Origin of the sequence: Sphingobium sp. PNB, assembly GCF_019873065.1 — a bacterium.
GTDB lineage: Bacteria > Pseudomonadota > Alphaproteobacteria > Sphingomonadales > Sphingomonadaceae > Sphingobium > Sphingobium fuliginis.
The window spans coordinates 15,778-30,554 of sequence record NZ_JAINEZ010000011.1 but is presented as its reverse complement, the minus strand read 5'-3'; the positions used below and the strand labels follow the sequence as shown (position 1 = coordinate 30,554).

Here is a 14,777-nt window from a genome sequence, read left to right as displayed (position 1 = left end):
TCGGCGTAGCAAGATCATTTAGTTTGCTGACTGCTTGTCAGAAGGAAATCGATTGTGAATGCTGCTTGTCGCTCAACTATTGTGTGCCACGGAAGACATGCCATGCGCTGCGAGCGGCTGCTTGCTGCGCGCGATCGGCATCATGGCACCCAGATCATGTCCTTCGAGCAGGCAGCGGTGCGGTTGGCCGGAGGCTTCATCAAGCCGATTGACGACGAAACGCTTCGTTCGACGTTGCAGTCAGTGCTCCCCAAGACGCCGCTCGGTGAGTTGGAAAACATCAAGTCGCTCCCCGGCATGGTCAACGCTGCGGCCGACACTCTTCACAAGGTTTGGCGGGCCGGGATTGACCTCTCCGCACGCGCAGCAGACCATCCCAGGCTAGAGGCGCTGGCCCACCTCGAAGCTGCTGTTTTGGCCGAACTTCCTGCGGGAATGCTCAGGCCGATGGATGTCGTCGCCCGCGCGCGGAGCCGGATTCATCATTCTCAGAAGGTGCTCGGCGCCCTGACCGTTGAGGGATTGACCGAGCTATCGCCGTGCTGGCGCCCATTGCTGATCGAGCTCGCGACCGAGATTCCGGTATCGTGGAATGCCGGGCCGCGCCGGATTCCGTCCTGGTTGGCGGGATCCGCGATAAAGGTAGTCGAAGCTGCGGCCCAGCATCCCGAGGTCAGCCTCGCAAGCGCCGCCTCGGGTCTCCACGAGGCGATCGAGGCGTTGCGCTGGGCACGGTCTCTTCTGGCATCCGGCGACGTCGCCCCGCACGAAATCGCAATCGCAGCGGCGTCGCCTGCCGAATATGACGATCATTTCCTGGCGTTGCGGTCCGATGCCAACGTCGACCTGCACTTTGTCCATGGCGTCCGGACAGTCACGACTCGCGATGGTCAGGCCGCTGCGGCACTTGCCGACATTCTCGTTCGCGGTCTGTCACAGACCCGTATCCGGCGCCTCGCCGCACTCTGTTCGGATGGCGCCGCGCTCTCAGCCCTTCCCGAAGGGTGGTTGCGCGTCTTGCCAACCGATGCACCGATGGCGACATCTGCTGCATGGAACCGGTTGTTGTCGGGGCTCGCAGCCGACGATTGGCCGGATGGAAACGACCATTCCGCTGCTCTCAAGTTCGCGATCGAACTGCTCGCAAAGGGATGCGACGCTGCCGATGAAATCGGCCCGGCCTTTCTTTCAGGCCGCGCGCTCGCGATTTGGCGCAAGGCACTCATGGCCGGCCCGGCCGCATCGATCGACACTTCGCTGGAAAACCTGAAGCAGGATGACGGCCTCGATTCCTGCGTCTCGGTTACGTGGATGCCCGCAAGTGCTCTTGCCGCATCACCGCGCCGGTTTGTCCGTCTGATTGGCCTGAATTCCTCGCGTTGGCCGCGTGGCATTTCTGAAGACCGCTTGATCCCCGATCACATCATCCCAACCCATGTGCTCGATCCACTTCCGATCAACCAGGCGGATAGGCGCGATTTCGAGACTATTATGGCGACGACATCCGGCCAGCTCGTACTTTCTCGTGCCCGCCGTGACAGCGATGGCCGGCTCCTCGGACGTAGTCCGCTGCTCGCCGGACTTGGCACCGAGATGTATCTTCGTCGCAATGCGGTTCCGCTTCATGCCTTCAGCGAGACCGATCGGTTGATGGCCAGAACGGAAGAGTTTCGCGGCTATTCCCAAGCGGTCAGCGCCTTGGCCTGCTGGCGGGATTGGAAGCGGGAGGAGATTACCGCTCACGATGGCAAGGTGAGGCCAGACCATCCCCTGATCCAGGCCGTTCTCGATCGCACGCAGTCAGCCAGTTCGCTGCGACGCCTGCTCCGCAACCCTCTCGGCTTTGTCTGGGTTTATGGACTCCACTGGAGCGCCCCTGACGCCGGGGCCGAACCGTTGGTGCTCGATCCGCTGGAAATGGGCGACCTTGTCCACATGGTGCTCGACATCGCCCTCCAGAGCATCGAGGCCGCCGGCGGGCTCGGCAGCGCAACGGCGCAGGTTATCGACGAATTGGTCGAAAATGCCGCAGCCCGAGTGGCGGCCGATTGGGAAAGTGAACGTCCGGTGCCGCCGGCGATCATCTGGACACGCACGCTCTCAGACGCTCGAATGACGGCAAGCAATGCCCTGACCTATGGCAATCAGGAACTGGCGGGAGCGCAAAGTTTTGCCGAGGTGCCGTTCGGTGGATCTACGGCCAAATCGGACGGGGCCATTCCCTGGGATCCGAGCACCAGGGTCGAAATTCCCGGCGCAGGCTTTGCGATCAAGGGATACATCGACCGCCTCGACATTCTTGACGATGGCAAGCGCGCCATTGTGCGAGACTATAAGACCGGACGCGCACCACGGTCGGCCATTCGCCTCAACGGGGGCAAGGAGCTTCAACGCTGTCTCTATGGCTTCGCCGTGAAATCCTTGCTCGGCGAGGATGTGAGCATAACCGCTTCGCTGTTGTATCCTCGGGAGAACCTGGACCTCCAGCTCGACGATCCCGACGCCGTATTGTCCGAGGTCACCGGCTACCTCGTTGCCGCCCGGTCGAACCTGCAATCCGGATTGGCAATCCCGGGCCCCGATACCGGCGATGATTACGACGATCTCGCCTTCGCCCTGCCTGCGAACGCCGGCCCGACCTACTGCAAACGCAAGCGTCCAATCGCGGCAGCCATGCTCGGCGATGCGGCTCAGGTGTGGGAGGCGGAGTGATGACGACCATGTCTGCGCAACTGAAGGACGACGGTGCCCGCTTCGATGCAATTGGTCGGCATACTCGCTCGATCCTTGTCGAGGCCGGCGCTGGCTCGGGCAAAACCGCGGTTATGGCGGGGCGTATCGCCGTAATGCTCGCGGAGGGAACCTCTCCGCGCGCCATCGCTGCGGTGACATTTACCGAACTGGCGGCAAGCGAATTGGTCTCGCGGGTCAGGGAGTTTGTCGCGGAGTTGAGCGAAGGTCGGATCGCGCCAGAGCTGAAAGTCGCGCTTCCCGATGGCCTCAGCGATGCTCAGCGCAGCAATCTCGTCACCGCGAGCGCGGCGATCGACGAAGTCACCTGCTCGACGATTCACGGCTTCTGCCAGCGCCTCATCAAGCCCTACCCGGCTGAGGCAGACATCGATCCTGGCGCGACGGTGATGGATCGGAACCTGGCTGACCTTGCGTTTCTCGAAATCGTCGATGGCTGGCTGCGAGAGCGGCTATCCGGCGAACACGGCGGCATCATTGCCGAAATGGTGCTCTACAATCCGAAGAGCACGGTCGAGCTGCTTCACAAGATCGCGGCCAATTTGCGCAGCAGGCGAACTCTCAAGGCACCTGCGCCCTCCCCGTTTGCTCCACTCATGGCCGAATTCCAACAGGCGGCCACGGCCTTGGGCGACTTCATAGAGAATGCTTCGGCCCACGAGCCCGAGACAGCCACCTATGCAGCAGGCTTCGCGCAGATGGCAGAAGCGGTAGCCGCGGTTGCCGAACCCCAATCACCCGCGGGCCTTGTTCAGTTGCTGGTTGCGCGCGCCCATCCGGACGTTTGCACCAAGACCGGTGGATTTGCCGCTTATCGCAAGAAGGGCAAGTGGGTCGAAGCGGCGAAGCAGGCCGGTTTGTCCAAAGCCGATGGTGAGCAGCTCAACATCGCCGCCGACGATCTCTACGTGAAATGCTGCGCGACGTGGGCTGCGATGCAGCAGGCGATTGCCGGCCACGTTCTGGCTGCGCTTGTCTCAGAAGCCGCTCCAATCCTCGAGCGTTACCGGGATTACAAGCGTTCCAGCGCGCAGCTCGATTTCGACGATCTGATCTATGCCGCGCGCGACCTGTTGCGCAGGCATGAGGCCGTACGCCAGGCGCTTGGCAAGCGTTTTGCCCACGTCCTCGTCGATGAGTTCCAGGACACCGATCCGCTCCAGACCGAGATCTTCTGGCGGTTATGCGGTGATCCGCAGCATGAAGGCGACGATTGGGCGGATTTCCGAATCCGCCCGGGCGCGCTGTTTCTCGTGGGCGATCCGAAGCAGGCGATCTACCGCTTTCGCGGTGCCGACGTCGGTGCCTACGTACAGGCTCGCAGCGCGTTTATCGCGCACAGTCAGGAAAGCTTGCTCTCTATCTCGACCAACTTCCGGTCGTGCGCTTCCATTCTGACCTTCGTCAACGCGCGCTTCGAAGCTGTTCTGTCTGCCGATGGTCAGCCAGGCTTCACGGCCCTCGATGCCTTCCACGCCGATCCCGCCGAAGGCGTATGCGTAGCCGCCCTCGACGTCGCGGTTGCCGGCGAGGATGGCAAAGCGAAAGTGGAGCAGCAACGAGACGGTGAAGCCGAGGCAGTTGCCGACCTTTGCGCCCGGCTGATCGACGGGCAGGAAATTGTCGATCGCCGGACAGGTACTCCGCGCGTCTGCCAACCGGGGGACATCGCCTTGCTCGCGCCGACAGGCGCCGAACTATGGCGATACGAAGAAGCTTTGGAACGCCGCGGTATCCCGGTTGCGACCCAAGCCGGCAAAGGGCTCTTCCGTCGTCAGGAAATCCAGGATTTGATCGCGGTCACCCGTGTCCTTGCTGATCGTCGCGACACCTTGGCGCTGGGCGCCCTGCTTCGGTGGCCATTGGTCGGCCTTACAGATGAAGAATTGCTCGATATTGTCTGGGCGCTCCCGCGCAGTGAGAGCGAACCCGAGCGCATCCCGCGTCTGACCCTGTCAGTCGATGCTGACACCATCACGCACGATCTGGCACGGGCGGTCCTGGTGAAACTCCAGGCTCTTGCGCGGCGCGCGAACAGCACCACGCCGCATGAACTCCTGTCGCAGGCGATTGATGTCCTGCGCATCAGGCCCATTCTCGTCGAGCGTCATCGCGGTCAGGCGGAGCGCGCGCTCGCCAATGTCGACCTCTACCTCAATCTCGCGACCGCATATGCGGTGCGCGGCCTGCGGTCATTTTCCGAGGCGATGACAACGGCGTGGGAGGATGAGGCCCGAGCGGTCGAAGGTCGTCCCGACGCGCAAGAGGAAGCCATCTCGCTGTTCACGATGCACGCGGCGAAGGGCTTGGAATGGCCTGTCGTCATTCCCATCAACACCATGACGGGGGTCATGGCTCCCGACAGCGCGGTGACAGATCGCCAGTCGGACACATTCTATTGCCCGATCTTCGGCGTGCCCCCCGAGGGCCACGAAGCGGCGATCGAGGCTGAGAAGCTCGAGCTGGATCGGGAACGGATACGTCTATGGTACGTGGCGGCCACGCGGGCGCGGCAATTGCTGATACTTCCTCGTCTCGATGTCTCACCATCGAAGTCGGCATGGATAAGCCTGCTCGACCTTTCGCTTGCCGAGCTTCCAGCCATCGATCCCGGCGAACTGCCAGAGCGCGCACCATCGCCAGCAGGGGAAGTGGGCAATGCGCAGACGCGAGAGATATTTGCGGCGGAAGCTGAAGAAATCCGGCAACGACAGGTCCATCTGACCTGGCTCGCCCCGAGCCGCAGCGAAAATACCTCCGGCCCCGTCGTCGTCTCGGAGGAACCAGACCTCTGGACAGACTCCGATGACAGGCAACCTCAGGAGCTCCCGCCACAGCTCGCCATTCAAGGCAGCCGTGAGCGGGGCCTGATCCTCCACAAGCTGATGGAGGAGGTTCTGACGGGTGAAACCTTCGACGACCTTGGTTCGCTGACCGAACGAGCGAAGGAATTAATCGTTCAGTTCGGCCGAACTGCGGTCAGCAATGCCACGACAGGCCTGTCCGCCGAGGAAGTGGCCAGTTGCGTCGACAAGACACTCAAGCTTGATCCGATTGCGGCAGTACGCGGAGAGCTGATAGCCGAGTTCCCGGTGTTTGCGAGCCACACCGAAGATGGGCATGAATATGCGACCTCCGGAATTGCTGACGCCCTCACCCTGACGCCTGAGGGCAAGCCGGGAACGATCGTGGATTGGAAGAGCGATGTAGCGCCCGATGCCGTGTCGCTCGAGCACTACAGAGGTCAGGTGCAAGCCTATCTCGACATGACTGGCGCCGAACGCGGAATGATCGTCCTGATGACGAGGGGTGAGATTATCGAGGTCTCGCCATCCAGCGTCGGCTCGACGCCATGATCGAGCCGAGAACCTGACCTCGCTGCCCTGCCCTTCCAAGTATGTCCCGAAGAAGCATTCATGTCCTATCTCGCCTGGATCGATTTTGACCCCGAAGAGCGTCGCCGCGCTCAAACACTGATCGACCTGTTCAAACAGCCCGAGGCGCGCGACGAGCTCGGCCTCGGCACCGTGCGTGACGGGCTGGCCGATCTTCTCTTTCCCGGAACCAGCACGATCCAGACGCGGCTGCGCTACATGCTTTTCATTCCGTGGATCTATCTGGAAGCACAGGGTCGCAAGGCCACGCAGGCGGAACGCACGGTTATTGCTCGCGATCTGGAATTCCAGTTGAGCGAAGCCCTGCTGCGCGGTGGGGAGACGATCGGGGTGATCGGACGAGACGCGGGGCGGAACCTGAAGCGCCTTGCATCAAGCGTCTATTGGGCGGGTCTGAACACGCTAGGCATCCGGGCGCTGCCGGGCAGCCATTCGACCTTCCTGTCCTATGGCCCCGAAAGCCTGAAGGACCACGATCTGAAACTCTGGTCGTCCAACCTTCCCAAGCCACCCGCAAATCTCCTGAACCAAGCGTCCTTCGCCCTGGCCGATGGTGAGGCTGATTTCCTGCGAGACCGCATCGAAAGCCATGCGGGCTCAAGCTTGCTGAACGAGCTGGCTCGCAAGGGCAAATCCTTCGCGGATGACTTGCCGTGGCAGATCGCCGAAGACACCATTTCAGACGCCAATCGCGCGGTCCTCCGGCATGCCGAACGATTTTCCGGCGTCATGTACGGAGCCAGCCTTCTCTATAACCTCCTGCTGGCCCTTCGTACTGCAGACCGGCCAAACGCCAAGAAACATGCCGATGCGGACACATTGGCGGCGGACTATCGCTCACGCATCGAAGTTTGGAGGTCGGAGCTCGATCACCTGGCGTTGAACGACTGGGATCTCGACGACCTCTTCGGCCTGATTGGCAGGACCAGCCACAACCTCACCAAGTCATCGCGGGATTTCATCCGGGGATGGGTAACAGTCGCCCGGGATGGCACTGGTCCCTTTGAGGCTGATCACCAAGCGATAGAACTGCTCAAGCAGCGAGAGCATGGGCTGAAACGGATGAAGGCAAGGCTTCTTCACGATGCGCCGCTTGAACGCTGGTCAGGGGCCTCGGGGGACGCGCGACTCGATTTCAGGTGGGGCATCGCCAGCCGCTATCTCGGGGAGCTTGCCGATGCCAGTTGACCCCGCCTTCGACCCTGAAAATCGCGAACTCTATACCTCGCTCATGCGCTCGCCCGACGGGTATAGGTTCGACCACGCCATAGCTACCACCTATTCGCTCGATTTCGAGACCGCCCTCGCGATCCCGATCGCCATAGTATTTCGCGACGCGGAGAATCGCGACGAGATGCTGCGCAGCCCCCTGGCTCTGTTGCAAAGCGTCGAACGGATGGCGGGCCGGATGGCCATTTACTGCGATCGTGGCCGCATCAAGGAGGCGCGCCCGAATGCAGCGCGTCTGATGGCCCTCTATGAGAAAACCATCACCGAGGTTGCGGCGCCGGGAGGCGGAGCGTTTCATCCTAAATTGTGGTGCATTCGCTTCCAACCGGAACGCAAGGGCATGCCCATCCGCATGCGGCTGGCGATTCTTTCGCGTAACCTGACCAATGATCGATGCTGGGATTTGGCGCTTTGCCTCGATGGCACGGTCGCCGACGATATTTGCGAAGGCAATGAGCCCGTCGTTGGGCTCTTACGCGCTCTTCCGGGACTGGCGAATGCGGCCAATCGGCCGACGGCGCAAAAGTTCCTCCCTTCGCTGCTGCGCGATCTCGCCTGCTGCTGGTGGGACGATCTTCCCGCCGGGGCAACCAAGATCCGCTTCGCCGTCAACGGCCTCGAAGCGGGAGCGTGGGCGCCGCAAAAGGGGGAGCGCCTCGCTATCCTGTCTCCCTTTGTAAGCGGGGACGCGCTCAAGCTACTGGCTTCGGGATACGATGATCCCGCATCTTGCCAACTCATCGCGCGGGCCGAGGAACTCGATTGCGTCAAACCGGCCATTCGCAGTCTTTTTGAGATTCAAACCCTCGATGACCGCGCCACCGAATACGAGGAAGAAGACCGCGAGGAGGCCTGTTCAGCCGATCTCGAGGGCCTTCACGCCAAGGCCTATGTCGTCGAGCGCGGCTCACGCCTGCACGTTCATCTTGGGTCCGCCAATGCGACGACGGCTGCGCTGGTGCCGACCCACGGAGGCCGGACGCAGAACGTAGAGATCATGGCCACGCTCGATGGCCCGAAATCCCGCATGGGAACGATTGAGGATACGGTATTCTCGGAAGGATTTCGCCGCCTCCTGGCTCCTTATACACCATCCGAGCCGCCCGAGCAGGACGCTGTGGCGGCAGCCGAAAAAGCGCTGGAGAAACTGCGCATCAAAATCGCGGCGATCGCGCTCGACCTTCATTGCACCCAATTGACGGATACCATTGCGCTCGAAGTCGAGATCGCCGGCAAAGCCCCATCCCTCGAGCTACCGGACGGCGTAAGCTGTTTCATGCGCGCAATCACCGTTGCGAACGAACGGGGATACGATGCTGCGGCGTTGCTCTCGAAAGCACAGTCTCGAATTACGCTTGGTTCGGTGCCATTGAGCGAGGTCACCCGCTGGTTGGGAATCCGCCTTCGCGACGAGCAGACTGGCGTGGAAGTTGCCTTCACCCTTGGTGCGCGGCTTGTCGGGGTCCCTGATGGGCGCGACGCCGCCGTGCTGCGGGCGCACATTGCGAATGTCGAGAATTTCTTTCGATATTTGAGCTTGCTCCTCGGAAGTCTGGGCGAAGGTAGTTTCCTCGAAAGCGAGGCCGCCGGCGAAGGACAATGGCTGCGCCGGCTCGGTCAGGGCGGAACATCGCTTCTCGAACCGATGGTCCGCGCTCTAAGCCTCGATGGCGGCGAGCTCGCCGAGATCGATCAGCTCATCAAGCGCCTTGAAGATCCGGATGGCGGCGCGAACATAGTGCCGCCAGAGTTCCTCGCGCTTTGGGCAAGTTTTGCGCCGCTCCTGGCCACCAAGGGAGCGCGGCAGTGACCTATCGGGCGAACGACCATCTGGAACTCCTGAAGCCCTTCCAGCGCGCCACGGTCGACTACGTCTTCCAGCGCCTGTTCACGGATGCGTCGCCCACGCGCCAGTTCCTTGTTGCCGACGAAGTCGGCTTGGGAAAGACCATGGTTGCGCGCGGCGTTATCGCCAAGACGATCGAACAACTGACCGGGAAGGTTGACCGGATAGACGTGGTTTACATCTGCTCGAACCAGGCGATAGCCGAGCAGAATATCAAGTCACTCAATGTTATCGGATCAGCAACCAAACCGCTGAACACCCGCCTCACGCTCCTGCCGCTTGAGATCGAGCAGGAAGGAGGGATCGCATCCAGGCCCATAAATCTTATCAGCCTGACACCGGGAACGGCGCTCGATCTCAAGTCATCGTTGGGCACGGCAAAAGAGCGCGCTCTCATTTATGAAATGCTGAGAAAAAGGCTAGGCATCCGGCATGGTGGCGTGCAGCGCATTTTTCGCGGCGGAGTTACGCCTGAGAACTGGCCCGGCTGGACAGACTGGATGCGCAGCCAGTCGATTTCGAAAGAGATACCCGAGCAATTCAACGACGCTATCGGGGATGACTTCATCCAACGCATTCGCGCGGCATCGGAGCTGGCACGGAACAAGAAAAGTCCTGACTACCCACCCGACCAGCGCCCGGCCTCGATAATCGGGGAACTTCGCCGCATCCTGGCACGGATATGCGTCGACGCACTTACCCCGGACCTCATCATCTTGGACGAGTTCCAGCGGTTTGCCGAATTGCTGCATGAGCACGATGAGAGTCTTGCGCCCGAAAAAGCAGCGGCTGCGGAGCTTGCCCGGGCGCTGTTTTCCTACTCTGGCACGGACGGTTCGTCGGCACGCCTGCTGTTGCTGTCCGCTACGCCGTACCGGATGCTCACCTTGAGCAGCGACGATCCGGAAGAAGGCGATCACTACAGCGATTTCCTGCGAACCATGCGCTTCCTCTTCGGCGACGTGGACGGCGAGGCGCGTGTCAGGGAACTCGAGAATGAGCTCTCGCAATTCCGGCGTGCGTTGCAGGCGATGCCTGCGTCAAGATCCGCCGCGCGTATCCAGCGGGACCGCGTGCATCACATCCTCAGCCAGGTCGTTGCCCGGACGGAGCGCGTCGACTCCACCGCGGACCGCAATTCGCTTGTGAGGGAGTTGAAGCCCCCGCTGACGATAGAGACGGACGACCTGAGGGAGGCGAAAGCGGTCTCGCAGGTGGCCGAACTCGTCAGTGCGCCTGGCATCGTCGAATATTGGAAGTCGTCGCCGTACCTTCTCAATTTCATGCGTGGCTACAAGCTGCGAGAGCGCCTGCAGGCAGTCAAATTGCGGCCGGCCAGGGAGCTGCGCACCGCGATTAGAGCCGCCGCGCCGTACTTCATCGACAAGGCACAGGTCGAAAACTTCGCAGAGATTCCACTTCGCAACGGACGAATGCGCGCGCTCGCCGACACCGCCTTCCAACACGGCCTTGATCGTGCGCTGTGGATTCCGCCTTCCCGTCCTTCATTCGGAGAGCCTGTCCCGGCGACCAAGACGCTGGTCTTCTCGGACTGGTCGATGGTCCCGGACGCAATTGCGGCGCTTCTCTCGCATGAGGCAAGCCGGCGCATGAAGATGTCACCGGATCTGGTGGGGCGCACAAGCCGCCCAATCGGCGTCGAAGAAATGATGCCGATGTTGTGTCCATCCCCCACCCTTGCCGCTTGGGTGGATCCCTTGCAGCTAGAAAAGCGCCATGGACGAGCGGGCACTTTTACTGAACTGCTTGTCCAGGTTCGTCAGGTTCTTGGGGAACGCCTCGATCGAGCGTGTCTTTCCCGACTGGCCGAGCGATCCGACCGCCTGATGCCCCTTGCAGTCGAGGCCGAACTGGGCCGAGGTGTGGACTGGGGCCGCGTCGGTGCCATCGAGCACGATGCGCATGACGAACATGGCGCGATGGCACGGACGATCGAAGCGATTAGGCAGGCATTGGATTCCGACGACCATCATGGCGACCCCGATCCAAGAGACATACTCGACAAGCTGGCGGAATTTGCGCTTGGCTCACCTGCGACCTGCGCGCTCCGCGCCCTCGCTCGCCTTTGCCCAGAGTTGCAGATCGACGATCCGGCGCTTGTTGGCGCGGCGATCGTGGTCGCTCTCGGATTTCGCAGCCTATACAACCAACCAGAAAGCCGCGCTCTACTGGAGGAAGCCTCGCCCCTGAACTATTGGCGCCAGGTCAACGCACACTCGGCGCAGCACGATCTTTCCGCGGTGCTGGATGAGTATCTCCATCTCGTCCTGGAAAGTGAACGCGCCGAGCAAGTCGATGCGGCCGAGCGAGCCCGGCTCATCGCCATGAAGGTGGTTGAGGTTGTCGCACTGCGGCCCGCTCAGATTACGCTCGATCACTGGACGGCCGGCCGCGCGCGTTTGCAGGACCAGACATTCGAAATCCGTGCGCGGTTCGCCATGCGCTTCGCGACCAAAGCCGAAGAGGAAAAGGGCGTTCGCCGAACCACGCTCGTCCAGGCTGCTTTCAAATCGCCATTTCGCCCATTCGTGCTGGCATCTACGTCAATCGGACAAGAGGGCCTCGATTTTCACCCATATTGCGCGCGGATCGTCCACTGGAACCTTCCTCGCAATCCGGTCGACATCGAACAGCGCGAGGGCCGTGTCCATCGATTCAAGAATCATGCGGTGCGCCGCAATATCGCGGCAGATTTTGGCAATTGCGCTTCGGCGCTCGTTGGCACCGAGGCACCATGGACCGCCATGTTCAAGGCGGCGCAGGATCAACAAACGGCAGATGGGCATCCCGGCGATATCGTGCCTTACTGGATATATCCTGGCGAGGCGAAGATCGAGCGCATGGTGCTCATGCCTCCCTTCAGCCGTGAGCATGAACGCTATGAGAACCTGAAGAAGTCGCTCGCGAGCTATCGACTGGCATTCGGGCAACCGCGGCAGGACGAGCTGATCGAACTCTTCTCAGGGATGAGCGAAGAGGTCGTGAGCGAGCTGGCGGAATTCCAGATTTCGCTCAGACCAGGAATTCGCCTGAATGCCCAATCAGATCACTCCACGACCGGGTAGTTCGGCATTGGCCATTCATGGTCTGGATTATCCATCATCAGATCAATGAAAATCGGCAGCAGGCAACCCAACAGAGACGCCCCGTCTCGCACCTGATCGCGGTTCACATCGCTATTCCAGGTCGCGCCGCCATGAACCAACTGATTGCGCAGGACGTATAGGCGATCGAAGAGAATCGAGAGGATTTTGACCGTGTCATGCTCGCGCAGCGCGTGATTGATGGCAGTCCTGCTGCGCTCAAGCTTTTCTGCCCAGTCCGCGTAGCCGACGATGCCGTTCTGATGCTGCCAGAACGGATGATAAACGTAGCGATTGCCGAGAAGTAGCCGGATCTCTTGGCTGAACCGCTCCCAGACCATGTCATAAACCCGATGGCGACCATCGAAGCGAACGAGCGTCGAAAAGAATGCCTGAAACAGCCCACGCTCACCCTCTGGAGCGGGCGAGGCAGCCGACGCCTCAATGTCGCCCGCATAAGCGGCATTGAAACCGATCCAAAGGAGAATGAAACGGATATCGAGATCATCGGCTTCGGCTTCAGCGCGACGCAGCCAGGACAACGACCGGTGAACGCGCAGCGTCAGCGGAGTCGGAAATTCGCCGCGTAGACGGCGCTGTTTGTCCTTCAGGCTATCGGGATGGAGAAGATCACCGGGTAAGTATCTATGGACCATGCCCGCAACTTAGACGGAACTGCGTTTGCGGCAAGGAGCGGGCCATAGGCCGATCTAGGTTGATGCGATTCCGCGTATCCAATCGTCGATTTCCGCTTCGACCCACACAGCGCATTTCGGGCCAAGCGATCGTGATTTCGGAAACCTGCCTTCGCTCATCCGCTGATAGATCGCGGAACGCTTCATTCCCACGCGAGCCATGACATCTGGCAAGCGCAGAAGGCGGGCGGGCAGAGGCGCCGCCTCGTCAGAGTGCGGAGAGGCGGCTTCGTTCGAGGGAGCAGCGGTCATTCGTCATTCCTGTCTTGGCAAATCTCGGTCCCCTCCGAGGCTTCGGATCATCTTGGCAACGACATCGCTATGTCACGGTTGGCAAAGTCGTCGATGTGCTTAGCCAGCATGCGCGCGACGAGCTGCGAAGTGCCATTCGCCCAACGTGGCCTCAAATCCGCGATCCTACGGCCTAGAGTTCGATCAAGGTGGCCCGGCAGGGCGCTGAAGAATTCCTCGAGAAACTCGCCCATCTCGCTGCGCATCCACTCGCACGCCAAATCTTCTTGCCCGGCGAGGGCGAGGATCATGCTGGCGCGGGGGAAAGCCCCGCAAACGACGAGAATGCAAGCGGCTTCATCAAGCCCTATCGGCCGTTCGCCGCGCATGACCCGCAGCAATGTCTCCCTGTGCATGCCGACCTCGCGGGCGATCTGGTGTTTCGGTTTGTCAGCCGCTTCAACAGCGTGAGCGAGGATGCGTGCGAGGCTGTGATTAGCCTGGCCGGTCGTTGATGGGGTTGGGTGCATGGCCGATTCTCCTCATTGGCTGGATGAGTCACAGCCATAACCTGCCCCCGCGCATGTAGGAAAATGAAAAGAACATATACGGAACTTCTCGTTTGTAGGCGAATCATTCCCAGACGGTGAGTCGCCGGAGATCGTCGACGCAGATGACGGACTTCGTCGCCAGAATACTCCACGTATTCCGCCATTGCATGCCGTAATCACCGGCAGTGCTGATTTGATCTGTCCGCATCAGTCCGCGTTCCGGGCGTTTGCACCTCCCGATCTTTCCTACACCGATTTCCTAGATGCATGTGGAAGGCACAGCGAACGAAAGGACGCTGTGTTCACCCCTCCAGACGGAGCTCCATATGCAGTCCCTCACCCTCCCCCGGCGCATCGGCGCGAACGGCTTTGGCAAGGCCGTCAACTTTGCCATCCCGGTCGCGCTCGCCGCTCTTGCCGCGAGCGCAGCTTACGCTGGCGCCGACACGACGTTCACCCCGGCACTGACCAAGTTCACCGACTTTCTCGAAGGCTCGGGCGGCAAGATCATCACCGTGCTCAGTCTCGCCGGCGGTCTCATCGGCCTCGCCTCGGGCCGGTTCTCGCTCGGACAGGTCGCGGTTCCGGTCGGCGTCGGCATCGGCGTCGGCACGGGTGTCCCGATCGTCACTTCGGTCGTGACCGCGGTCATCTGACGGTCGGGCACGGGAAGGCGCGTCTTCATGGCGGACCCATACATCATTCCTCGTCGGCTCGACGACCCGGAGCTCATCGGCTTCTGGACCATCGACGAGTTCGCCGGGATGATCGTCCCCTTCACCTGGGGGATCCTCAGCCAGCATATCTTCATCGGCATCGTTGTCGCCTTCGGCGCCTGGTTCGCGCTGCGAAAGGCAAAAGCAGGACGCGCCAGCTCCTGGGTAGCCCATGCCGCATATTGGTATCTGCCGGCCGGATTTCTGGGTCTCAGGTCGACGCCGCCTTCCCACTGCCGTCTGCTTGCCGGTTGAGGG

The 14,777-nt window shown here is 61.2% G+C and carries 10 protein-coding genes; 7 read left to right on the top strand and 3 right to left on the bottom strand.

Features of this window, described 5'->3' with window-relative positions; translation table 11 throughout:
- Window positions 1-102: 102 nt before the first annotated feature.
- Genes K7W03_RS06035 through K7W03_RS06015 form a run of 5 tightly spaced genes read left to right on the top strand, consistent with a single transcriptional unit; the run spans window position 103 to window position 12,308 of the window.
- Window positions 103-2,712, top strand: a complete 2,610-nt coding sequence (locus tag K7W03_RS06035; protein WP_222885788.1) for a PD-(D/E)XK nuclease family protein — start codon at window positions 103-105, stop codon at window positions 2,710-2,712.
- A complete protein-coding gene (locus K7W03_RS06030; RefSeq protein WP_222885787.1) occupies window positions 2,712-6,107 on the top strand; it encodes a UvrD-helicase domain-containing protein in 3,396 nt (1,131 codons plus the stop codon). Before K7W03_RS06035 ends, K7W03_RS06030 begins: the two co-directional genes overlap by 1 nt.
- Window positions 6,108-6,167: 60 nt before the next feature.
- Entirely contained in the window at window positions 6,168-7,334 is a 1,167-nt protein-coding gene (locus K7W03_RS06025; RefSeq protein ID WP_222885786.1) for a DUF6361 family protein, read from the top strand.
- Window positions 7,324-9,186 carry a phospholipase D family protein gene (locus K7W03_RS06020; protein ID WP_222885785.1) on the top strand — a complete coding sequence of 621 codons (1,863 nt, stop codon included), beginning with the start codon at window positions 7,324-7,326 and terminating at the stop codon, window positions 9,184-9,186. The genes K7W03_RS06025 and K7W03_RS06020 overlap by 11 nt, the downstream gene beginning before the upstream one ends.
- Window positions 9,183-12,308, top strand: coding sequence for a helicase-related protein (locus tag K7W03_RS06015; RefSeq protein WP_222885784.1), 3,126 nt, complete (start codon window positions 9,183-9,185; stop codon window positions 12,306-12,308). Before K7W03_RS06020 ends, K7W03_RS06015 begins: the two co-directional genes overlap by 4 nt.
- Here the strand turns inward: K7W03_RS06015 and K7W03_RS06010 are convergent.
- From K7W03_RS06010 to K7W03_RS06000, 3 genes are read right to left on the bottom strand one after another with little or no spacing between them, the layout of a single operon-like run.
- Window positions 12,290-12,982, bottom strand: a complete 693-nt coding sequence (locus tag K7W03_RS06010) for a HEPN domain-containing protein (protein ID WP_222885783.1) — start codon at window positions 12,980-12,982, stop codon at window positions 12,290-12,292. The two genes, K7W03_RS06015 and K7W03_RS06010, sit on opposite strands and share 19 nt — an antisense overlap.
- Before the next feature lie 54 nt (window positions 12,983-13,036).
- Window positions 13,037-13,273 carry an AlpA family transcriptional regulator gene (locus K7W03_RS06005; protein WP_222885782.1) on the bottom strand — a complete coding sequence of 79 codons (237 nt, stop codon included), beginning with the start codon at window positions 13,271-13,273 and terminating at the stop codon, window positions 13,037-13,039.
- A 47-nt stretch (window positions 13,274-13,320) separates the two neighbouring features.
- Window positions 13,321-13,782, bottom strand: coding sequence for a transcriptional regulator (locus K7W03_RS06000; protein WP_222885781.1), 462 nt, complete (start codon window positions 13,780-13,782; stop codon window positions 13,321-13,323).
- Between the two features lie 347 nt (window positions 13,783-14,129).
- Here K7W03_RS06000 and K7W03_RS05995 point away from each other — a divergent pair, with 347 nt between their 5' ends.
- Together K7W03_RS05995 and traL are read left to right on the top strand one after the other, a co-directional pair.
- Window positions 14,130-14,459: a hypothetical protein gene (locus K7W03_RS05995; protein ID WP_169493578.1), complete on the top strand. Its 330-nt coding sequence runs from the start codon at window positions 14,130-14,132 to the stop codon at window positions 14,457-14,459.
- A 27-nt stretch (window positions 14,460-14,486) separates the two neighbouring features.
- A complete protein-coding gene (gene traL / locus K7W03_RS05990; protein WP_169493579.1) occupies window positions 14,487-14,774 on the top strand; it encodes a type IV conjugative transfer system protein TraL in 288 nt (95 codons plus the stop codon).
- Window positions 14,775-14,777 lie beyond the last annotated feature (3 nt).